Origin of the sequence: Hominifimenecus sp. rT4P-3, assembly GCF_051055405.1 — a bacterium.
Lineage (GTDB): Bacteria > Bacillota > Clostridia > Lachnospirales > Lachnospiraceae > Pseudolachnospira.
Genome location: NZ_CP167068.1, coordinates 2,966,672 through 2,988,349 on the forward strand (window position 1 = coordinate 2,966,672; position 21,678 = coordinate 2,988,349).

24 protein-coding genes are annotated in these 21,678 nt (G+C 48.0%); all 24 read right to left on the reverse strand.

All coding sequences use genetic code 11. The features are described 5' to 3' along the window. Nucleotides 1–8 precede the first annotated feature (8 nt). A complete protein-coding gene (locus ACCC71_RS13610; protein WP_434310164.1) occupies nucleotides 9–341 on the reverse strand; it encodes a hypothetical protein in 333 nt (110 codons plus the stop codon). A gap of 10 nt (nucleotides 342–351) precedes the next feature. After that, nucleotides 352–708 (reverse strand): DUF6711 family protein, encoded by a 357-nt coding sequence (locus ACCC71_RS13615; RefSeq protein WP_434310165.1) that lies wholly within the window; start codon nucleotides 706–708, stop codon nucleotides 352–354. A gap of 9 nt (nucleotides 709–717) precedes the next feature. Further along, a complete protein-coding gene (locus tag ACCC71_RS13620; RefSeq protein ID WP_434310166.1) occupies nucleotides 718–3,207 on the reverse strand; it encodes a hypothetical protein in 2,490 nt (829 codons plus the stop codon). Continuing rightward, a complete protein-coding gene (locus tag ACCC71_RS13625) occupies nucleotides 3,200–3,526 on the reverse strand; it encodes a hypothetical protein (RefSeq protein ID WP_434310167.1) in 327 nt (108 codons plus the stop codon). Before ACCC71_RS13625 ends, ACCC71_RS13620 begins: the two co-directional genes overlap by 8 nt. Before the next feature lie 74 nt (nucleotides 3,527–3,600). Next, nucleotides 3,601–4,032, reverse strand: coding sequence for a DUF6096 family protein (locus tag ACCC71_RS13630; RefSeq protein ID WP_434310168.1), 432 nt, complete (start codon nucleotides 4,030–4,032; stop codon nucleotides 3,601–3,603). Between the two features lie 13 nt (nucleotides 4,033–4,045). Beyond that, on the reverse strand, nucleotides 4,046–4,459 hold the full coding sequence (locus ACCC71_RS13635; RefSeq protein WP_434310169.1) for a phage tail tube protein: 414 nt from the start codon (nucleotides 4,457–4,459) through the stop codon (nucleotides 4,046–4,048). 14 nt (nucleotides 4,460–4,473) lie between these two features. Then, nucleotides 4,474–4,833, reverse strand: a complete 360-nt coding sequence (locus ACCC71_RS13640) for a hypothetical protein (protein WP_434310170.1) — start codon at nucleotides 4,831–4,833, stop codon at nucleotides 4,474–4,476. Then, nucleotides 4,820–5,362 carry an HK97-gp10 family putative phage morphogenesis protein gene (locus ACCC71_RS13645; protein ID WP_434310171.1) on the reverse strand — a complete coding sequence of 181 codons (543 nt, stop codon included), beginning with the start codon at nucleotides 5,360–5,362 and terminating at the stop codon, nucleotides 4,820–4,822. The genes ACCC71_RS13640 and ACCC71_RS13645 overlap by 14 nt, the downstream gene beginning before the upstream one ends. Nucleotides 5,363–5,665: 303 nt before the next feature. Further along, a complete protein-coding gene (locus tag ACCC71_RS13650) occupies nucleotides 5,666–6,025 on the reverse strand; it encodes a phage head-tail connector protein (RefSeq protein ID WP_434310172.1) in 360 nt (119 codons plus the stop codon). Further along, nucleotides 6,026–6,253: a Rho termination factor N-terminal domain-containing protein gene (locus ACCC71_RS13655; RefSeq protein ID WP_434310173.1), complete on the reverse strand. Its 228-nt coding sequence runs from the start codon at nucleotides 6,251–6,253 to the stop codon at nucleotides 6,026–6,028. A gap of 10 nt (nucleotides 6,254–6,263) precedes the next feature. Next, nucleotides 6,264–7,202 carry a hypothetical protein gene (locus ACCC71_RS13660; RefSeq protein ID WP_434310174.1) on the reverse strand — a complete coding sequence of 313 codons (939 nt, stop codon included), beginning with the start codon at nucleotides 7,200–7,202 and terminating at the stop codon, nucleotides 6,264–6,266. Between the two features lie 20 nt (nucleotides 7,203–7,222). Next, entirely contained in the window at nucleotides 7,223–7,855 is a 633-nt protein-coding gene (locus tag ACCC71_RS13665; RefSeq protein WP_434310175.1) for a DUF4355 domain-containing protein, read from the reverse strand. A 602-nt stretch (nucleotides 7,856–8,457) separates the two neighbouring features. After that, on the reverse strand, nucleotides 8,458–9,978 hold the full coding sequence (locus ACCC71_RS13670; RefSeq protein WP_434310176.1) for a minor capsid protein: 1,521 nt from the start codon (nucleotides 9,976–9,978) through the stop codon (nucleotides 8,458–8,460). After that, the gene (locus ACCC71_RS13675) at nucleotides 9,971–11,359 is read right to left on the reverse strand and encodes a phage portal protein (protein ID WP_434310177.1); all 1,389 of its coding nucleotides are present in this window, start codon (nucleotides 11,357–11,359) and stop codon (nucleotides 9,971–9,973) included. The genes ACCC71_RS13670 and ACCC71_RS13675 overlap by 8 nt, the downstream gene beginning before the upstream one ends. 5 nt (nucleotides 11,360–11,364) lie before the next feature. Further along, entirely contained in the window at nucleotides 11,365–12,663 is a 1,299-nt protein-coding gene (locus ACCC71_RS13680) for a PBSX family phage terminase large subunit (protein ID WP_434310178.1), read from the reverse strand. Beyond that, nucleotides 12,650–13,294 (reverse strand): helix-turn-helix domain-containing protein, encoded by a 645-nt coding sequence (locus ACCC71_RS13685; RefSeq protein ID WP_434310179.1) that lies wholly within the window; start codon nucleotides 13,292–13,294, stop codon nucleotides 12,650–12,652. The genes ACCC71_RS13680 and ACCC71_RS13685 overlap by 14 nt, the downstream gene beginning before the upstream one ends. Nucleotides 13,295–13,521: 227 nt before the next feature. After that, nucleotides 13,522–13,935 carry a hypothetical protein gene (locus tag ACCC71_RS13690; protein WP_434310180.1) on the reverse strand — a complete coding sequence of 138 codons (414 nt, stop codon included), beginning with the start codon at nucleotides 13,933–13,935 and terminating at the stop codon, nucleotides 13,522–13,524. A 4-nt stretch (nucleotides 13,936–13,939) separates the two neighbouring features. Further along, nucleotides 13,940–14,356 (reverse strand): hypothetical protein, encoded by a 417-nt coding sequence (locus tag ACCC71_RS13695; RefSeq protein ID WP_434310181.1) that lies wholly within the window; start codon nucleotides 14,354–14,356, stop codon nucleotides 13,940–13,942. Next, nucleotides 14,346–14,696, reverse strand: a complete 351-nt coding sequence (locus tag ACCC71_RS13700; RefSeq protein ID WP_434310182.1) for a hypothetical protein — start codon at nucleotides 14,694–14,696, stop codon at nucleotides 14,346–14,348. Before ACCC71_RS13700 ends, ACCC71_RS13695 begins: the two co-directional genes overlap by 11 nt. A 164-nt stretch (nucleotides 14,697–14,860) precedes the next feature. Beyond that, nucleotides 14,861–15,079 (reverse strand): hypothetical protein, encoded by a 219-nt coding sequence (locus tag ACCC71_RS13705; protein ID WP_434310183.1) that lies wholly within the window; start codon nucleotides 15,077–15,079, stop codon nucleotides 14,861–14,863. A gap of 175 nt (nucleotides 15,080–15,254) precedes the next feature. Then, nucleotides 15,255–16,646, reverse strand: coding sequence for an SNF2-related protein (locus tag ACCC71_RS13710; protein ID WP_434310184.1), 1,392 nt, complete (start codon nucleotides 16,644–16,646; stop codon nucleotides 15,255–15,257). A 29-nt stretch (nucleotides 16,647–16,675) separates the two neighbouring features. After that, complete coding sequence (locus ACCC71_RS13715; protein ID WP_434310185.1) at nucleotides 16,676–16,996, reverse strand: VRR-NUC domain-containing protein; 321 nt, start codon at nucleotides 16,994–16,996, stop codon at nucleotides 16,676–16,678. A gap of 248 nt (nucleotides 16,997–17,244) precedes the next feature. Then, nucleotides 17,245–19,653, reverse strand: a complete 2,409-nt coding sequence (locus tag ACCC71_RS13720; RefSeq protein WP_434310186.1) for a VapE domain-containing protein — start codon at nucleotides 19,651–19,653, stop codon at nucleotides 17,245–17,247. Between the two features lie 9 nt (nucleotides 19,654–19,662). Beyond that, nucleotides 19,663–21,642, reverse strand: a complete 1,980-nt coding sequence (locus tag ACCC71_RS13725; protein ID WP_434310187.1) for a DNA polymerase — start codon at nucleotides 21,640–21,642, stop codon at nucleotides 19,663–19,665. Nucleotides 21,643–21,678 lie beyond the last annotated feature (36 nt).

The window sequence follows — 21,678 nt, forward strand, 5'->3', positions numbered from 1 at the left end:
CCGCCTCCTTATTTTTCTGTCATAAAATCCAGAAGCACCATGTCTTGGACAGACAATGCGTCAAACTTATCAGAATCACACTTTTCCAAGTCGGAAAACTTGATAGTCTGGACCGGAATCTCTGTCTCAATGGACAAGAGCTCTTGGAGTTCCTCATCCCCGTCTCCTGGCTGATACGAGCTGGCAAGCTTTTTTCGCTCTTCCTCGTAAGCAATCGCTGCGGCTTCCATATTTTTCAGGTTGAGCGCAATAGCGTGTGCTACCTTAATTGGCAACTTCTTTTCCTGCATACCGCCCACGCCATTTAAAAAATTTACAAGTTGACTGTTTTTAATTAGCATCGTAACCCTCCTAAATTTGAATCAGCTCAACAGACACTCCCTGATAAGTTTTTACCCCATCCACAAGAGAGTAGATGGGGTAGGAAGGAGTCGCCGAGTAAAATTTTTTGGTAACGTATAAGTTGGATCCTGGATCGAGAAAGTAAACACTGATCTCCGGCAAGCATAAATAAGCATCTATTTCGGCCACTTGCTGGCGGCTGAGTGGGGGCCAGTTAATACTAAGAGTATATTTGATTGAGACAATATCTCCCACAAAGTCCCCGTTAGTAGTTCGATTCGCATTTTTAGACCAGATTTTTTCTTTCTTAATTTCTAACCCTCCAAGTGCGGGTTCCGGCACCGTATTTCCGTTAAATTTTAGCATTGCCACCTCCTACACCGTGATCGGGCAAACTCCCGTTGATCGGGTACGGTTATTCACATCCTCAATGACCACATCCGTGATCTGCTTTCCGCCAGCATAAACATTTATCATCGGCGTTGCACCGGGTCCTTGAGCTGCCTTTACAGCCTCATAGACGCCTTGTTTGATACCAGATATAATCTGAGCGTTGTTGGCAACCGCAGACCGGCCATTGATCTTTCCAACCATCTCAGGCCCGTTTTCACGGGCAATAAATACCTCTCCCGCATCCGGGAATCCGCCAGAAGCATACTGCCTCATGTAACGGCCACCGCCGCGAGATGATCCATAAGTATTATTAAGTTGCTGGGTCATGTTATCGGCCCTCTGCTTTGCGCTGTACACCGCAGCGACTACTCCGCCAATGCCGATCGCAATTCCTGCCACTGCCGCGCCTAAAGTAAGCGCAGACTGAAATGCGCCGAATGCAATTGCTGCTGTCAGCGCTGCTGCCGTTAAAATACCAAGCACCGAAGCTATTCGCTCAATCCCGGTCATATTATTCCAGTTTTGGGCAATCGCAAGAATGCCTGATGCTACAGCTACAAAACCGATATTTGCAATCAGTGCTTGCCCGCCTGCGCTGGCAAGGATGCCGCCCAAATTGCCAAACCAGGTTACCAGATTTGACAACATTGTACAGATCTTCTTTGCTGTATAGTACATTACGATCCCAGCTAGAAGATCGATTATAACCTCTGCCATCGTCTCCACAGCTTCTTTGTTGTTCGCCGCCCATTGAGAAAATGCCTCTAATCGCTCAGTCAACCAATCCAGAACACTAATAATGACTCCGCCAGTCCACTCGGCAATAGGATACAAAAAATTATCCCAAAACCACTTGATGGCAGGCTTTGCTGCCTTGATGGCCTCATCTAAGACGCCAATGAGGGCCCCCATTAAATCCAGAAAGCTTGTAAGCAGATCATCAATCGTCCAAATTGCCAACGGCTCTAATACATTCTCCAAGAACCATAATAATCCCTCTCCCACATTAGTAGCAAAAGGAGCGATACGGTCCCAAACATTACGGAGTGAGGTGTTAAGGCTGGTCCAATCTATCCCATAGGCAATTCTACTCAAAACTTCAAAAAATCTCGGAAGTCCCTCCCCCAGTACCCAGACACCAATAGGTACAAGCAGGTGCTCGTAAAAATCCTTAACCCCAGTAGCCACGAAATCTTTAACCGGTGCCAAGGCTTCTCCAAATCGACGTATTGCGTCAATAGCTGGCTGCGCAGTCAGCTTAACGCCTTCCAAAAATGCCTTGACCTTTTTAGCCGCTTTTTCTGCCGCTGCCGAGACTGCTTCCAGCTTTTCAGGCATACTGCCAAGCAGACCGTTATTCCCAAGAGTACCTGTAACTGGCGAAGATGTTCCGGCCGTTGTCGTATCAGCAGCCACCGTCTCGGGAAGTTTGTTAATTCTATCAAATCCCATCAGGGCATTCTCAATTTTTTTGGTCTGTTTTGCCGACTCAGTTAAGTTGTCAGCCATATCAGCCGTACTTCCTGCCGCTGATTCGGTTCCGGATGCTATTGCACTTCCCACACCTCCACCAGTCGCATCGCCGAACAATGCAACCGTAAACTGACGAAAGACTTCCGCAGCCACCTGTAAGCGCTCTATTAAGCCGTTGATGACCTTAAGAACCGGCGTGAGTGCATTTATAAGCCCTTGCCCTATCGAGGCCTTGAGCTGGTCAAATCGTAACTTCAGGACACGCGTTTGATTGGCCCAGTTGTCCGATGTCCTGGCAAAGTCTCCTTGAGCCAGTGAGAGTTGCGACATCACAAACTGATACCGAAGCATTACCTTTTCTTGCTCCGTCATCTTTGCTGTTGTCTTCCCGAAGCCGTTATTAAGTGCGTACTGATCCAACGCCGTTTGCGTCATAACAACGCCTAAATCTTTTAGGCTTTCTGTCTCACCTGTAAAAATGCTCTTGAGCTTTGTGTATGCCTCGTCCGTAGACAAATTATAAAATGACGCCACATCCCCAGTCAGCCCGGTAATAGCAGCCGACATATCATATGCTTGCTGTGTGTTCAGCCCAAACGCCTTTGCCATTGCACCATATGTACCCATATATTTTTTTGCCGTGGTTTCCGATAAACCAAACTGGGATATAGCATTTTGAGCAAAGGCATTTACTTGGGTGGTCATTTCCCCGAATGCGACATCAACCACATTTTGGACCTCGGTCAAATCAGAACCAAGTTGGATACAGGACTTACCAAAAGCAATAATTGCACCGATTCCAAGAACGGAGAGAGCCAACTTCACGGCTTTCCGGACTTTTCCGAATGATTTTGCCATTCTATCCGTGTGTTTTTCCACCTGTTCCGTAGCATTTTGGGTCTGAGTTTTTAATTTCTCGACTTCTTCCCGGTACGGCTTAGTGTATGCCTCAATCACCACGCGTAAACGCTCTAGAGTCATGCCACCACTATCACCCATGAGCCTCACCTCCTAACTCGGTGCTTTTCCTATTCTTGTTGTACCATGCCGCATATTCTTTACGGCGGCTCTTCAACTCTGCAAGCGCTTGTTCCGACTGCTGCTGTTCTTCATAGACGGCCTTCTCATCGGCGAAGAGGTCAGGATATACGTCCCACGGAGTAGGAATCGTAACTTGATTTTTGTCATCAAAAAGACGCGATATATGGGTTCCAATCAAGGCTGCCAGTTCAAAACACGTCATAATACGTTCTTTTGCTTCCCGGCGCCGGGCCTGACTCCGGCTCCACATTACATCCTGTACCTCTCCGATTGACATACGCCAAAAGGCCCCTGGGTTAATACCAAATCCAAGGGCCCGCTCATAAAGATCATATATTAGTTCGGAGATCGTTACATAGTTTCTTTCATCTCCTCGACGCGCTCTTCCATTTCTTCCTTCTGGTTCTCGGTAAAAAAACCGCTTACACTCATCAAAGGGATAATGACATCTACCATCAAAGTGAGATGCGTTCCGCCCTCGGCAACATATTGGTCAAACATTCTCTGTACATCTCTGTATTTGATACTGTGTTCCCACGGTGACATTGCCATCTGAATTACAGTCAGCATAACGCCAAGAGCTGGAATATTGCCCCCCATAAGTAAATTCATCAAGTTTCCCTTAAACTTCTCTTCTAGGCGGCAAGTCTGCTCAGTTGTAAGCTTTAACTTATGCTCTTTGTCTCCGACGCTCCAATATGCAAACGCTTTCTTCGCCTTTTTGATGTCGATAATATCTTCCTGCCGCTCTTCTTCCTGGACCTCGTCAATTCCAAATTCCATTTTTTACCTCCTATTAAGCAGTGGGGTCTGTCACCACAATATCGGACTGTACCGCCATTGTCAGGTTAAAATCAATAACTCCATTTACCCCGCCTCCAGTCCGTTTGACTGATACTTGCGCGTCAAAAGTGGTTGTTGTTCCATCTTTTAAGGTTTCCTGAAATGACAAAATCTCTCCATCCTCTTGCGCCTTGCGCATCAAACGGTATGGGCTGTCTTCGCTTGTATTTTCGTATTTAAATTTATACGTCATTTCGCCTGCATCGCCGATTCCGTTTTCGTACTTCTGATTTTTGTCCGTCAAGCAAGTATTCTGCACTTTTTCCGGCTCGATGCCAATGTCTGGGATTTCTTTCAGTCCAGGTAAGTCAGTATAGGCGGAACCGCCAGTCTTCTTATATCCTAGTTTTGCACCATTAGCTAACATGTAGTTGCTCCTTTCTAATAAGGATGGAAAACCTCTTGGGTCTTAACATCAATTATCATCTCATAGCGCATAGTTTTATGTTTTCGCCCACTCGGGTCATCAACATCCATGCACTGAGTCCGTTTTAGGCCGAGTGCTGCGATTGCAGCGTCAACCGCAACCGCAGCGGCCGAAGTGCTTTTCCTGTGCCAGATATCAACGCGGTACCGGCAGTATGCTTTCTGCTCCTGCATGTCGGTATACTCCGCGACATTGTTTTCCTCCTCCATATACTGGATGGCAAGATCATGCTCCCAGTCTTTCGGGTAACAGTCGGTAACGTTATCTGACACCTGGCACAGTGCCGCATAAACTTGATCTTTAACGTTGATCATTCGCAATCTCCTTAAGCCTTTTCAACAAAAAAGAGGCTATGTCCTTTTTGGCTTTGTTTTCGTTATTTTTCAGGGCCGGATACATAAAAGGCTGGGCAGGCTGTCCCTCAATTTTATAAAATCTACCCTCGGGTGTGTCAATATAAAACCATTTATACCTCTCAGCGTCAGCACGGTCAATCTGGCTCTCATGTATCCACCAAGGCTCTTGAGTATAAGCCGGAGCCACGTTGGGGGAGATACCGTTATGATCCGACTCACCTCTGGGCCCAGTTCCGAATTCAACATACACCCCATGCTTTTTGTTTGTGTAGCACGACCCGACATACCCATCTGACACCTGGGACACGGACGTCAGGATTGAGTTGCGCAACTCTCCGTGATTTACTGAACATCCCAGCTTTGCTTCAGCCTGCACGCGCTTAATTGCATTGCCGACCGCAACTCCCATATTCTCACTAACTACCATCTGCCCGAGCTGACCATATTTCCGGAGCAACCATTGCACTCCCTGGATTTCTATACTCATAACTTCTCCATTTCAAAACGCAGGGTATCGTATGGATATATTGCAATTATTTTGTAATCGGGAGACGCCTCTGCCGGAACGCAAAGACACACTCCGTCGCCCTCTCGGAGCGTCACCCCGTCAAATTGATATGTTACATTACCGGCCGCATCGGCTATTACTTCGTATTTCCCATCAATTCGACAGTTCCGGATATAAGATAAACGCTGCCCATATCTCTCTGCTTGCAACTTCCCCTCAGCGGGCCATACTTCCGCGCCGAACGGTTGCGGCATCCCATACTCAACATAGGAGTTTCCTTCGTCATCCTTTTGGGGGATTGCAGTCTTGAGATAGTATTGTTTGATCCTGCTTCGCTTTAGCCTCATGCAAGTGCCCTCCTACCCTAGCCAATCGATACCGGTTCAGCGTGGCATAAACAGATTTTGGAGCGGTGTCAAAGTTATATGACTCGCCGCCTTCACTCCGGGCCGATTCGCCTTCTGTTCCCATACGATTCAAGGCAATTACCGCCAGCTCACGTCTGGTTCTATTCAGCGGCTCCGGCAACCTGGTACGGCCAGTATAGGCCAGGATATACGCCTCCGCGTCATCTAATAAAAGAGAGAGCAACTCCTCATCGCTCTCTCCCGTCAGTTTTTTCAACATTTCAATCTCGGTCACTTAAACCACGTCCTTTAGCACCGACAACAATTCGGTTTTTGTTAAGGATGCTGTACCTTCGATACCCCTTTCCTTCGCCAGGGCTTTCAACTCATCGACTTTCATTTTTTCAAGATCGGGTTTTGCCTCGAAATCCGCTTTCAAAGCTTTAAATCCGGCTGTCTCCAGATTGTGAATCTGGGCCTCATCCTCCACAATCCGTTCCACATTGTCTTTTATTAGTCGCATCGGCTACCTCCTATTCCGTTGGCGCCGCATCCTTGATATTCAAATAGATGCTATCCAGTTTGTTGTCCAGTACCCAAATATCGTGGAATCTCCGGTAATCTAATTGCCATGCGTTCGCATTTTGGTTGATCGTCGGGTCGAAGATACGCGTAACATCCTGTTTCGTAACTGCAATTGGCGTAATCCGGGGACAAATCAAGAAATTGATGTCCTTTGCTGTAGTCCCTTTCACGTAGCCGCCTTGCTTCTGACCGGTGGTTTTGCCGTCATAGATGGTAATAGCCGTATACATACGGTTGGAAGGCGTAGACACAATTGGTACTCCATCAACAGAAGGCACCGCCGTGTCAATTCCCCCTTTAGAAAAAGCAATATTTGTAATCTTTCCGGCAAGCTCCATTTCCAGTTCGAAAATCATAGTTGGTGTGGCGTGGATCACCAGAGGTCCATTATACCGTTCGCGGATGGCCTTGATGCCCTCCTTGATCTTGCGAAGGGCCGAGGTTCCAGTCGCTCCCGGGGTATAACCATATTCAATCATTCCAGCTTTATTTGCGGTAATAGTTTCGGTCGCAATCTTGGAAATCCGATATGCGTCGATCTCCGGTGCAACATATACCCGCTGGAATTCTCCCATCATTGCAGCTGCAGTAGTTACGAAATTATTCTCGTCGATGCTAACCGGATCAAGTTGAAACTTACGACCTCTATCCTGTGTCATCTTGCGAGTCTCGTACTCGAGTGTAATGCTGCCCTGCTGGTATCCGCTATCCCGGTCATAGTCTCCTAATCCCTGGAGATTTACTTTTGGGATTTTCACCTCTGCGCCGCCGTTGTATCGCACCTGTCCTGCATTCGCATCCATCCATCCCGTGACTGTCTCCTGAATAGCTACTTTGTCAAGCGTAGTCTGGAATAACGCCGCGGTTGCCAACGTATTAATAGCCATGTTTTTTACCTATCCTTTCCTTAAATTCCCATCATAAGCTTTTCGACCTGTTTTGCAAGGTCGTCATCTGAGCCTGATGGTGCTTTCTTTGGTGGCGTACCACCTTTCAGTTTTTCTTCTACCGTTGCCTGCACTGCCTCCTGAAAGGCCTTTTCCATCGTGACAATAGACTTATTACAAGAGTCAGCATCAGCATAATTAAGCATTTCGGACAAAGAGACCGGAAGCCCCTTTTCCGCCAATGTATTTTTTGCCTCCGCCATCAGTTCTCGGCGAGTAATGGCCGACTCTTTTTCGGCCAGCTCCTTTTCTTTTTTCTGGTACAAGTATTGGGTCTTCTCTTCCTTTGTCATTTTGGACAATTTTTCAGCTTCCGACAGTTTGTCATCAGTCAACGCCTGCCATTTTTCTTGCGCCCTGGTCAGAGCTGTGTTGACCGCCTTCTGCACTCTGCGGTCAAATTCTGCCTGGTGGCCACTCTTTAGTAATTCATCAAACGTGTGGGCCTGTTCTGTGCCGCTGCCACCAGATCCGGCTCCGCTACTACCGCTATTCTCTCCGCCGCCATTACCACTCACAGCCCCAGCGCCGTCTCCACCATCTATGCCATCCGGTGCATAAAATATCTGGCAGTACCCATAACGATTGTTCATAGGCTTCATTTTTCTCCTTCTATCGCCCCGGCCCATTGCAATTGCCCCAGGTCGTTACGTAGTTTATTGTCGTTTCGGACAATAAAATAACACGCCGAAGCGTGCTGTTGCCTTATACGCTTTTATTCATAAAATTAAACCTTCGTTAAAACCAACATTAACGTACAGTAATAAATGGTGTTCGCAATTCGATTACGCCTTGCGTTCACTACCGCCATAGCGACACAATATAATAGGCTCATTACTTTTAGCACAAGCACAATTTGCAAAAACATATATCCCCGTCCTCATTCGTCTCAAATAAAAACCACCCAATCAAATTTTGACTGAGTGGTGTAAATAATCCATATTACTTAATCAGGTGATTATCCGGCAGACGTCGCATCTTCTGCATCTCTTTTGACCCTTAGGGTGCGTGGTTGCAACGAATTTTACTACATCAGATAATATCCAACCATTATACATAATCAAGAAGCTATTTGGCAGGCGTACCATTCTCCTGCATCTCTCGGGTTTCCCCTGTCAAGCCAGCGGCGTGTGGACGGGTACGAAATCTTCCACCTCAAATAGCTTCTCTCATATGATACTTAATTATATCAATTTTATTCCTTTTTGTAAAGAACCTGTTTATTCCTAATCAGTCGATTCCACTCCTTTTCGTTAATTTTCATAAACGTGATAACGGAATTTTTGAATTCCGGATTGTCTGTCGAGGTTTTTAGCCTAACAATAGCCTTAAACCGTTTGCTATCATCACCAACAAATTCTTTAAGAACCAACGCCGTGCTTGGCTTATTGGATTCAATGATGTAATCTGGGCTTATTACCGCCTGCGTTAAATACTCGTAATACCGCTCAAAATCATTCGGATGCCGCGTTTTTATGTGACCAATTCGCTCATCCGTAATAATTATTTCGTCCGTCACAATGTCTTCTGTTATGCACTTGTATATTTCCCTATCAATTTTTCCGATTGTATGCACACCCAGTACCTCTTTCGTTGCTCTTAGTCCTATTGTACCAAAGCTAGAGGTTTTTGCAACGCTTTTCCGCTCGCCCACCTTTTCTCTTGCTGTGATTTGAGCCCGGCCCGCCACATATTTTTTATACCATTGTGCGTAAGTCATATCCGCCGGAACTGTTTCTGCCTTTCCGGTTTCCGGATTCCGCGCCCGACGTTGCATCGCTATAAGTTCGCTATTTGAAATATCGCAAATAGTCGTCGACCGGCACCAAGGATGCATAGGAGGACAATTCGAACCCGGCTGCTGTTCCGATACCTTAAACCGCTTTCCGTCAAGAGATCGGCACACTTCCGATGTGCGAAGATCAAGCGTTGCAACAAAACGATAATACTCAACGCCACACTCCTCATAGGAGATCATCTCCATCTGATTCGCAAGAAAGCAGCTCTCCGTCCTGACAAGACGCCGGGCTGCCGAAGCACCACTCGCAAACTTATTGGCGATGATATCCGCAGCTTCCCGGTCCGTCCTGCCAGTAATCAAGCTGGCAAGAAGTTCCTCTTTGATGCTCTTCGCCAAGCCTTGTGTATTGCGCCAAATCCTGCCGGAATAATTGCTTCCGGACCATTTACTGTTGATTATTCGATCAATTGCCTTGTGATCAATCGCAAAAAAAGGAAATCCAGTTCCAATTCTCTGCTGAACGTCAAATACGGTTCGATAATATACTTCTCTGCCAAGCTCCGCATAGTGGCTTGAGCTCAGAACCCTTTCCTGATTGTAAACGTTCCGCATAGTCTGATCGAGCTGACTTTGTATTTGCTGAAGCCGCTCTAATCTTGCCTGATATGCCGGTCCCTCTAAATCTGCCAATATGGCCGCTCTCGTCTCGCTGTTTGGCCCCACCGCTCTCAACGCCTGCCGCAACTCATCCAAGGACGCTTTGTCCCGTAGTGTATTGAGTATACGATAGGCCTCTGCATCCGATAGCGCGTGTTTACTACGAAATTTTCCAAATACCTGATCTATTTCGTGGTTGATGTATCCAGATGCCTTATAATATAATTTTGAAATCTCATCCGCTGCGTCTTCGGCAGCTTGCATGTACTCAAACATCCGCTGGGCTTGTCGACGTTCCCAGTATGATAGATTACTCATCTAAATTGCCTTCATCTGGTGGGGGATTGTTTCCAATACCAAATAGGTCTCGCTGCTGTTTCAGCGCCTCCTCTGCCTCTTTCTCGGTAGCATTAAGCTCTTCTTCGACGTTTTCAACAAACGGGACCTGAGATAAAAGTGTTTTTTTGCTGACTTTGCCCCAAAGGTTGGCTACAATCTGACTGATCTCCAAAAGATTTTTCGGGAGAGCACGGGTAAATACTGGCGTGATTCCCGCCACATTCATCTGAATGCCTTTTTGGCCCAAATAATTTGCAAAAATGCGGAGCCGCTTTCGTAGCCCCTTTTTATAATATCTGGTCTTGATCTTCGTAATGTTTTCCATCCCTAGTAACTTAAACTCCATTGCTACGCCAGAAACATTGCCACCGAATGACTCATCGGTCATACAGGGGATGTGAGAAAACTTGTGGATATCTTGCTCAATAGCCTTTTTAAGGATTTCCACTCCCGCTTCGTCGAAAGTTCTTGTTAGGTATTCCGCCTTTGTCGAATCAGGGAGCTCAAGCAACTTCTCCTTTTTTAGGCGTTTCATAGCCTCTTCACTCCCCTTACCATCACCTGGTTCTTCTGCATCATCGTCACTCAATAGGGTTCCGTAAATGGCAAGTATGGAGTCGATAAACTGCTCTTTATCCGTGATCCGGTCCGACATCAAGGCGTTGTAGGCATCAATAAGTGGAATTTGAAGCTCATAGTCACCAATCCCAAGTTTATTGTTGAGATACTCAACGATGGGTACCTCACCTTTGTAATGTGCTTCTGGCTTCTCCAAAAGTGCTTGAGGTCCTTCAATATCCTGAATATTTAGGACATACTTATAATTTTTAGTCAAAACAGTCGCTACGTAGACCGGTCCTGTCTGAGCGCTGTCATCTTTGCGGGCGTAATAATAGACGGCAAAGAGTTCTCTTTGCTCAATGCTATCATCATAGACCATAAAAGTATTTTCTGGCGGCAGGTTCTTGATCGTCAGCTCTGTGTCGCCTTCCTTGGCATAAATATATTCATAGGCGCGTCCATAAATGGAAAGGTCCATTCCATTATCTCCATCCGCCTCATCAGATCCAGCAGCATCTAAGGCATCTGTGATGTCGCTAATATCCTCTTTTCCCCGATAGCTGACCGGGTTTCCGATAAAGTACGAACTGGCCGTATCTGAAATATCCTTAGCATGATTGCAAACTAAACGGTTTTCCCTGTTTGCGTCTCGTAGAATTTTATGTTTCCCTTCATAGTAATTTTTAAGATTTTCCAATCTTGGTACACCACTTCGATGCTTTGCAATTAAATGCCTGATAACCTGTTTGTTTGGATTTGTTTCGTCCCATTTTTCCGCCGGCATGGTAAATACGTACATAGCCTTCACCTCATTCCTGCTCTTGATTTACTTTTAATTTTTGCAGTCTGATTACCGAGAATCGTAAATACAAAGTATCTCACGGCATCCATAGTGTGATCGTGCTCTTTTATAGGCTTATCCACCCCACCAGCGGCCGCTTTCTCGTCCCAAACGTAGGAAGCAAACTCCTTAACCACATTTTCGCACGAGGCTGAAAATTGAATACGGTCTTGGTTAAGCATTGTCCCGACTATCCGTATTCCATCTGCAACATCATTTTTTGCCTTAAGCACTTTGTAGCCCCTCTTTCGCAACTCTGCAATAAACGAAGCCGCCGACGGATCAACAATAACCGCTTTTATAGGTGTCCCGTCCAACCAGCTATCTAAATCATCTGCATACTCTGCATCGGTCTTTTGACGCCCATTATCTCGTCCAGAATAGTAATACTCCCGTATGCAATACCAAATCCGATCTATACCCTTATTCCACAACAAAAAGGCTGTAGGGTTCTGGGTGCCGTAGTCTATACTGACATACCGACCGCCATCAATTAATTGTTGATAAAACTCCAAAATCGGCTTAGTGTGACGATCTGGATCAAACATATCATAAATAACACCCTCTGCCATGCACCATAAGCCTTGTATATACCGCTTAAAGAACACGCCAGAATACATGTCACGGTATCGCTCCTTAATCTGCTCCGATAGACTCAGGTTATCATCCATTGTAAAGTGCAAATAAAGGAGACGCTTATCCGCCCGACGGTCAATCCAATTAACCTTAAACCAGTGGTAAGGACCATCTGGATTACAGTTAAACCAATACTTAGATCCATCGACGGAGCAACGCCCTGTTGCCTGATTGACAAAAGACTCTGGCATCAACGCAACCTCATCAAAAAAGACCCCCGCCAAGGTGATACCCTGAATGAGGTCTTGACTACGCTCGTCCTTACCGCCGAATATATAAAAATAGTTTTCCGATCCTCCACGACGAACAATAATCAGATTGTCCGCTCGATGATCGACAACCTGGTATCCCCGGCTCCGCAGCATCATTTTAAGCCAAAATAGGACGTTACGACGAAAACTGCCTATTGTCTTGCCACACATCGCAAAACTTTGGCCGTGAAAACTGCTCATCGCCCAAAGCGCAAACGATAGAGACATACTGATCGTTTTCCCGGACCGAATTGCTCCATCCGCAATGATTCCGTCATAGTCTTTGACAGGAGAATCAGGGCACCACCAGTTCAAAACTTTGCGCTGTTTCTGCGAGAACGGTTTGAACCGGAATATTTGACTAATCTTCCTCATCGGCCCAGTCCTCCGCTGCAGTCACACTTAGCGCGTCAAGGAAGCCATCGTCTGGAATGTCGTTGTTATCCCCATCCAGATTGGCTTTTGTCTCTGCTATCTGGATTTGTTTCTTGGCCTTTACCAGTTTCCGAATCTCCGCAGTCACCTCTAAAATGCCTTTTTCACGTTCTGCCTCTGTCAATTCCCGGTTATGCGCTTTGCCAAATATATCATAAACTGTGATATCTTTGCGTCCAATAAGTCGGGCCAACTTTAAACGAAGCAATCGAATCTCCCCGTCCAGGTCATCCGAGTCGGGGATAGAATCAAAAAGTGCTCTCTCCGTGGCGGGAAGAGCGTTACGATAAATCGTCTCATATGCCCCGTGCTTTACAGCATTTTTGTTTCCGGGCGGACCGGTTCCGCCGTGCCCCACAGCATTTTTGTTACCGGGTTGAGCGCCGCGTTTGGTCGCAACCTTTTGATTTTTAGGTTGCAACTTTTCCTTTTGGTTGCAACCTTCGGTCTTCCAATAGCGGGCCGCCCATGATTTTACGGCCGAAATACTGACACCGTACTTTTTTGCAATTTCTTTATATTTCATTCCTGCCTGGAAATCTTTAAAAGCTCGCTGTGCTACTTCATTCAACGATCACCACCTCTCATTCGTTTCGTTTTATTAAAATATCTGGGCAACTCCGGACTCAAGCCGGCACCTACAAACTTTTTATCTTTGTTCTAACGCCTAAGTTTCATCTTCCCGCGCCGCCAGCCGGAAGGGTAGCCAGCGGCCTACAAGGAGGAATAGAAAAAGCAGACCACCTATTAGATCGTCTGCTTTCACGCTATCAGTATAGCATATTTGAGTGTGTCATTCTATGTCATCTTTAAATTTTCCAACGCCCTGGAATGAATTCGATGGGTTTGTTTCCAACTGTATCCCAGGCTTACAGCGACACGTTCCCAGTTTTCGCCCTTTAGGTACCGGTGTGTAAGCAAATCCTTTTCCCGCTCATCCTCCACCGCCTCAATACACCTTTGGACTCGCTGGTAGGTGCTAATCCTCTCATATCTGGCTGCAATGATTTCTCGTTCAATCTTGTCTACCTGGGCCGCGTAATTAGATAAATCTCCGATATCGGTTCTGTGGGGCATTCCGTCATTGATAACGCTCGGTGATATTTTATTAAGCCTCAGTTCTTCTAGCTGCCTTTCCAGCCGCGCCACGTCGCGTTTCGCTTTCTGGTAGGACTTTAAAAACTCCTTTTTCTTTTCATTTTCCTCGTTCAATCTATCACCCCATTTCGCCGCGCTCCATAATCAAATCCACATACGTCCTCGATGTCTTCAGACCGCGCGGCCTTGCCAGCACCACCAGATGCCTATACACCCCAACGACTCGGCAAGTCTCATACCGTTTGCGGTCAAATCCTAATCCGTCATACTCGTAGATTTGTACCATCAGCCGTAGCTTTTGCCCAACATATATCCTCCTCCGCATCTCATCAATCTCCCACAATGCAATACCGCCTTGTATCTCGCTTTTGGGGCCTCTCTGCTTTATCTGTACTGCCTCTTCCGCTGTCATCCCCTGACGCAGGCGTTTTTGTACCTGGTACGCTACATTTTGCAGTCCATAGGCTTTAGCGATTGCATAACCCGATACCATGCTCCCTCGAAAGGGATATAATTCTTTTGGTTTAGGTGCCATGTAAATTACTCCTATCTATCGCCTGTCCGCATTCCGGGCAAAATTTGTAATCATGGTAGTCAGTCTCATAGCTTTTGCCGCAATTCGGGCAATCGTACGTATCGTAACTCATATTTCCCTCGTCATCGTAGCCGTCTCCCCAAATATTAGGAGTTTTCGGTTTCTGCCTTTCCACAGCCTCCCGGCATTCCTCTATTGTTCCGACTGCTCGGTACTGCTGGATTTCTTTCAATGCGTCAACCGCACCCCCTATTACGAGGTTGTTGACTTGATAGTCAATTCCTTTACTTCTCATTTTTTCCTGATACAATAATTCTTCAATCGCTTCATTTTCTGTCATTCCGCTACCTTCTTTTCCTTGATCAATATAGTGCATCCGATATTTAGCCACGTGAAACTTAAATAAACTCTATTCCCGCCCCACAATAGCCCCATTGTCGGTATTACAACTAACTGTTTCTTTTTCCACAGAAGTATTCTTTTCATGTTCCACTCTCCCTTCCGCTACAGAGGCTTACTGTTAAAAAACACCATTTCTGCGCCGTCAGGGCAAGTAATCTTTAACAGACGAGGCTCTACCTTGCCCCTATCGTATACTTGTTCAATTTCGCACTCATCTGTAATTCTTCTGTGTGACACCTGACACTCTTTAATCTTGTCCTGATTTTGTGATGTCCGGCCGCATATCTCACAAACATAATAATTTTTCTGGATCGTTTTCATTTTATCTCCTTTCCGGATGCGACGCATCGAAGGTGGAAAAAGTATTCCGTCCCTCGTCTCGTCCTTACATACCCTATATCCTCTAAATTGCCGTTGGGATCCAGCTCTGCCCCGCAGCCTTGGCAACAGACTTTTCCGGATTCCTTGATAACTTTTTTCAGATTTCGCTTTATATTCATTTTCGCTCCTCCTCCCGTATTGCTTTTATCCTTGCTTTCAAGCTCTCCATCACCCAGTTTTGAACATCTTCCTTTCGGCTCAGAGCCTGCATTACATCCTCATCACGGGTTCCGGCGCACACAAGATGGTGGATGATAACTTTTTCCGTCTGCCCCTGGCGATGCAGTCTTTTATTCGCCTGAGTATACAGCTCGTAATTCCACGTAAGTCCAAACCAAATTACATGGTTTCCGCCTTGCTGCAGGTTCAATCCGTAGGCGCTGCTAGCCGGATGCGTCAAAAGAATGTCTATTTTTTTCGCGTTCCAATCGTCCTCATCCTGAGGAGTTTTCAGCTCTCGGACGCGGAGGCTGGTCTTCGCCAACGCCCGAAGAAGCCTTTCTCGGTCACTCTGAAAATTGTAAAACACCAGTACCGGCTTCCCCTGTAAGGACTCGACCAGCTCCAAGAATGCCTCGATCTTGCATCCATGGACCTCGTGGACATTATGCTCTTCGTCGTACACAGCGCCGTTAGCAAGCTGTAGCAGCTTATTGCTCAGAGCTGCCGCGCTTGTAACACTGATCTCTTCTTCCTCTTCGGGCAAATCCAGCACCATCTGCCGTTCCAACTCTCGGTAGGCTTTTGCTGCTTTTGCGTCAAGGATTACCGGCACCTCGTGGTAAATCAAATCCGGCAGCTGCAGATAATCCTCCGCTTTCATCGAGATACAGATATCTGAAATCCGATCTAGGATCGCCTGCTCGGTCCCCGGCTTCGGCTCGTAGCTATACACCATGCCGTCATATCCTCGTTTGTCAGGCTGGAAATACCTCTCTCGAAAACGGGTATATTTCCTCTCCAATCGTTCTCCCCCGTCCAGCAGGAAAACCTGCGCCCAAAGGTCGTTCAATCCGTTTGGGGATGGCGTTCCAGTCAGCTCTACCAATCGGTCTATATGGCCGGACACACTGGCAAGGGCCTTAAAACGCTTTGCATTATGGCTCTTAAAGCTGCTGCTCTCGTCGATCACCACCATGTCAAAAGGCCAGGCATTTCGGTAGTGGTCCACCAGCCAGACAACATTTTCCCGATTGATGATGTAAATATCCGCCGGTGTGTTAAGCGCCCGGATCCGCTTTATCTGACTCCCTAGTACCGGGGACACCCGTAAAATCTTGGTGTGATCCCATTTATCCTTCTCCCGGCTCCAAGTACCCTCCGCCACCTTCTTTGGGGCGATCACCAGTACTTTATGAACCTGAAATCGATTGTACTTCAGCTCCCGGACAGCTGTCAGCGTAGTTACCGTCTTGCCTAATCCCATGTCGAGAAAGAGCCCTAGCTTTTTAATCTCGATAATCCGATTGATACAATGCTGCTGGTATGCGTGCGGAATAAATTCCAACTTTCGACACCACCTTTCCGTCACATTCGTTATAACAGATACCTGGTTTCGATTCTCTGGGCGACAATGCCCTGTCCGATGTCCCGAAAAAACTGTACCAGGCCGGGAACACCATATACCACGTATGTTGGCTGATCCAGTTCCCGCAGCCGTTTGATTTGTATCTGTTGGAGACCACTCAACTGCCCGATGTCGGTTTTTAGTTCGACAAACATCGCCGGCTGTTCGGGCAGAATCACAATTCTGTCGGGCACCCCGTCATTTCCGGGGCTCACCCATTTATAGGCCCGTCCGCCCAAACGCTTTACTTGTTCCACCAAAATTTTTTCTACTTCACTTTCTCTTATCATGTAAACCTCCTTACACACACGCGTATATATATACCCCATATAGGCGCGCTAGGTACGCTAGGCGGGATACGCGTATTACCTAATTTACTTATTTATTCAATCTATATAGAAAATAGGTTCACGTGGTTCACAATATCTAGTAAACCACGTAAATACGTGCTTTTGCTGTAAACTAAGGGTGTGAACTTCTAGTTCACGTGGTTCACGCCCCCCGTGAACCAAAAAGTATTTAGTTCACGGATGTTGGTTCACAGCCTTTCAAAACCTTTCTGCGTTCCGTAAGGGCCGTAACGGCGGGCCCTCTTGTTCCGTTTCCAACCCTTCACATTTAAAAGGATGTTGTTGATTTCCGCACTGTCGGACCGTTTCATGTATTTCGATTCACTGCCAAAGCATTCCGACCATATTTCTACCGCGCACACTTTTTCCCGCGGTATAACTACGACGCCGTCCGAAAGCTGCATGTTTCCGTTCCAGTACATCCGTCTTTCTCGCAAAGATAGGGAGTCCCAGTTTGAAGGAATTTCTTTCTCCAAAAATTCTCGGATAATTCCCTCCCTCCCGGATGTTTCCCGGTGGTCTTCCTGTTGCTCTGCCGCCATCTCTTCCAGTTCTTTCGGAAGAAATAGAGGTTCTCCCAAAGCCCAATAGGCATATGCTTCCGCCCATATCTGGTCTACCTCCCTCGGCAAATCCGCCCAAACGGACTTTTTCGCCGTGTGAATACCTACGTCCACCGGCCAAAACCGGCGGTTCCCCGTAGCGTCTTTTAAAAATTCCGCATCGTTGGACGTCCCGAAGAACACACAGCGCCGCGGATACTTGTCCGTCCGGCGTCCGTATGCCGCCCGGTAAATATCATCGGTCTTGCTCAAAAACTGTTTAATCACCTGGGTTTCCTGTTTGGTAAACGCCGTCAGTTCCCCGATCTCGTTAATCCATGTCCCCTGGATCAGCTCGGCGGCTTCCTTGCCCTCAAAGGTTGTAAGGGAGTCCGAAAACCAGTCCTTTCCCAAGATAGCTAAGAATGTGCTTTTTCCAATGCCCTGAGGCCCCACGAAGATCGGCATATAGTCGTATTTCACGCCTCCGGTGATCGCCCTTGCCACCGCAGCGCAAAGAGATTTCCGCATGACGGCCCTAGTATAAGCACTGTCCTCCGCCCCTAGATAGTCCGCCAACAGCGTGTCCAGACGTTTTATTCCATCCCATTTAAGCCCTTGCAGATAACGTTTCACGTCGTTGATCCGGTTTTGGCTGCTTACGATCAGCAGAGCATTATCCAGCTTCTCCCTGCCGGTAATCCCGTAAAAAGTTTCTATGTACCGGTAAAACCCGGCGTCGTCCGCGTCCTTCCAGCGGCGCTTCTCATCGCATTGATTCCATGGCACTTTTCCCAATATCATCCCGCAGCTTGCGAATTCGTCCGTTACAATCTTTCCTTCCAGCAGAGGGTCATTTTCCAGTATCAGGACTACATTATTGATGGTCTTCTCGTACTTCCCATTTCCGTCCTTCGTAAGGCGGCTAAGCCAGCTTAAGTCATAATCCTCACCCACATCTTCCGGGGCCTCCGCCGGCGCGTGGAAAGCCTGCTGCGCGGTCTCAAAGCGTTCCTGAGCTATCCGATCGGATACCGCCTTATCATCCATCGCAAGTCGACTCATAGCCATAAAGGACGGCAGTTTATTGACCGGAGTTCCCTCTTTGGCCTCTGCGTCCCGATCTCCATACATATGCAGCCGGACCAGATCAAAGGCATTGACCAACTGCCCGGAGCAGGGATCCGTCGCGTGGTGGGAGTATAAAAACAAATCACCGTCGTATATTACAGCGCCGCCCACGGTAGAGCCGCCAGTATAAGTGTAACGCCCTGGCGTTGCCGTCTCCTCGTACATGCCGGGCAGAAACTTGTCCATGGCCTCGGTGACGGTATAGGTCCGGCAGAACGCTCCAATAATGCCTCTCTTAGCCGTCGGGTCTTCCTGTTTTGCCAACCGGCGGCGCTCGTCCGCGTCTACCCCAGGCACTTGCGGCCATTCGGATACGTTATGCCAGTCTCCGTACATCCCCAGCAAGCCGTCAACGCTGCAAAACGGGTTATCAAATACTTCAAATATGTATACGCTGTCCGCGCAGCAGCTGGGCCAGTACATCAGCCGGTGGACCTCAAACGTGGTCCGATCGCACAGTTCCATCCCGATCAAGGACGCCAGCTTGCGCGCTGCAGGCTCATACTCGTCTGCTGTGGCCATTCGGTCTAAAGGTACAATAACCCGCAGACGTGGCGCATACCCCGCGTGTTTCCGGGTACTATAGACCGCAGCCGCACAGCCAAGGCCGCCCACGCGGCGCAGGACATCTTCCGTCCCGCCCGTGGGTATATTGTCCAAATCCAGCGTGATCAGATCACGCCCTTCCACGCACTTTGGCTTCCGGCGGCCTCCCGCCAGCGTTCCGCCTACAAAGCCGCCCACGTCCTTTAACTCGTCCCGCTGTGGCTTCGGCAGTTTGAGGTATTCTTCTAAAGTCTCACGTCCCCGGATCGGCGTCTTCAGTTTTTCCACAAACTCGGACCAGAGGATCGTGCTGTTTTGCCACTGTATCGATTTTCGGCTTCCTGCCGTGCTGATATGCAGTTCTCGGTTATTCTGCATGTTGTCCTCCTAATCCTTCATGTAATAGTCGTTTTCAAACCCAGCTCCGCGCAAGACAAGTCCCGGCGCCCAAGGAATCGGTTCTGCCATCTGATCACATATTTCATCCACCGTAACATCCATAGGGGCGTCGATAATCACTTCGTCGTGCACATGGAAGACGACCGGGAGACCGCGGGCCTCAATCCGGCGCAGAGTCTCTGCCAGGCAGTCCCGTGCGATGGCCTGCACCACATTTTCTGTCAGTTTTCCGCCATAGGTAGATTCCACTCCCCATTTTTTGGACTGGCCGACTGCATAATAATGGACCGCCTGCCGTCCAAACCGATTTTCCTGTAAAAACGGTTTGGGGTAATAAAGCTTCCGGCCGCTGGGCAGCCGAATCGTTAAGAATGACTGACCGTAGACCACATCCCCTTCCAGGGCGAACGTGAGCAGTCCCCGGACGTCCTGCGGCTGTGCTGTCTGCAGCACGTCTACTGCCGCATTCCCTATCTGATACCACAATGCTTTAATATTAGGGTTTGCGGTCCTCCATCGTTCCACAATCTCCGGCAGCTCCGATTCTGGGATGCCCATGTTAAGAGCCCCCATTGCGATAAGCGCACTGGATCCTCCCTGGTATCCTAGGGCCAGCGTAGCCACTTTTCCTTTCTGCCGCAGGGAGTACTCTGGATTTCCTTTGGCGATACGCTCCACCGGTACACCGAACATCTGAGAGGCGGTAGCCTCGTAAATCTTTCCGTGTGTGGCAAATACCTCATTTACCCAGGTCTCTCCCGCTAGCCAGGCAATCACACGAGCCTCTATAGCCGAAAAATCCGCTACAACAAACTTACGCCCCTCAGATGGGATAAAAGCTGTCCGAATCAGCTGGGAAAGAGTGTCTGGTACATTTCCGTAAATCGCCCGCAGACCAGTATAATTACGGGATTTTACAATCTTTCGGGCGTCTCCTAACGTTTTTAAATAGTTTCGGGGGAGATTTTGCATCTGGACCATTCGGCCGGCCCAGCGCCCGGTCCGGTTTGCACCGTAATATTGGGTCAAGCCCCGGATCCGGTCATCCTCGCACTTTGCGGTATCCATCGCCACATACTTCTTGATCGATGTCTTTCCCAGCTGCTGCCGAATCTCTAACATCCGTCGGACGTGCTCTGGCTGTTCCCGACCCAGAAGTTCCGCCACGGTGGCCTTTTGGACATTGGTGATTTCCTCATCTTCATCTGTTTCTTCGTTCAGCCACTGAAGCAGCTGTGCGGTGCTATTTGGATTCGCCAGCTGGCTGATCGCCATCGCCTCCTCTGTCAATGCCCGCCGGCTCTCTGTGTCGATGGCAAGAGCTCCGTTGATCAGCCCGGTATCCACTCGGACACCGTAAGCATTCATCCCGACGGTCATCCGCCAGATCTCCTCCTCCTCGTCCGGCACCGGGAATGCCGTCAGCCGCCGGAGGATTTCTCTCTCCGTTATGACATCCTGCTTGCAGTAATCTTTAAACAAAGACCACCGGTCAAGATCATGCTGGGGTAAATTCCACGGCCGGCCTCCATTACTTTTTGTGGCCCGCGCCGGAACACAGAAATAGCGGATTAAAGCTTTACCGATAGACATTTTTTGCTTATCCTGCGGCAGTCCAAGTGCCTTACCCGCCGCTTCCAGTCCAGCGGGATAGCCACAGTACATACCGTGGATCATCGTGCAGCGCCACTGTTTCAACGGGGCCTTATAGCCGGCCTGATTTAGGCAGTACCACTCAAAAGCAGCGTTATAGGCGTGTTTGATAACAGATGGATCCTGTAAAGCCTCAATCATCCAACCCGGCAGAGTCTCTCCCTGCGCCAAATCTATGATTTCCTCTGGCTCGTTATCTAACTGATAGGCAAACAGTAGTACCTTGAAATCCGGGGATTGGGCGTACTTATATAGCCCGGCTTTCCCGATCGGTACGCTGCTGCGTGTTTCTATATCAATACTCAGATGGTGCATTATTCCACATCCTTTACAGAGCGGAGGGGCCGAAGC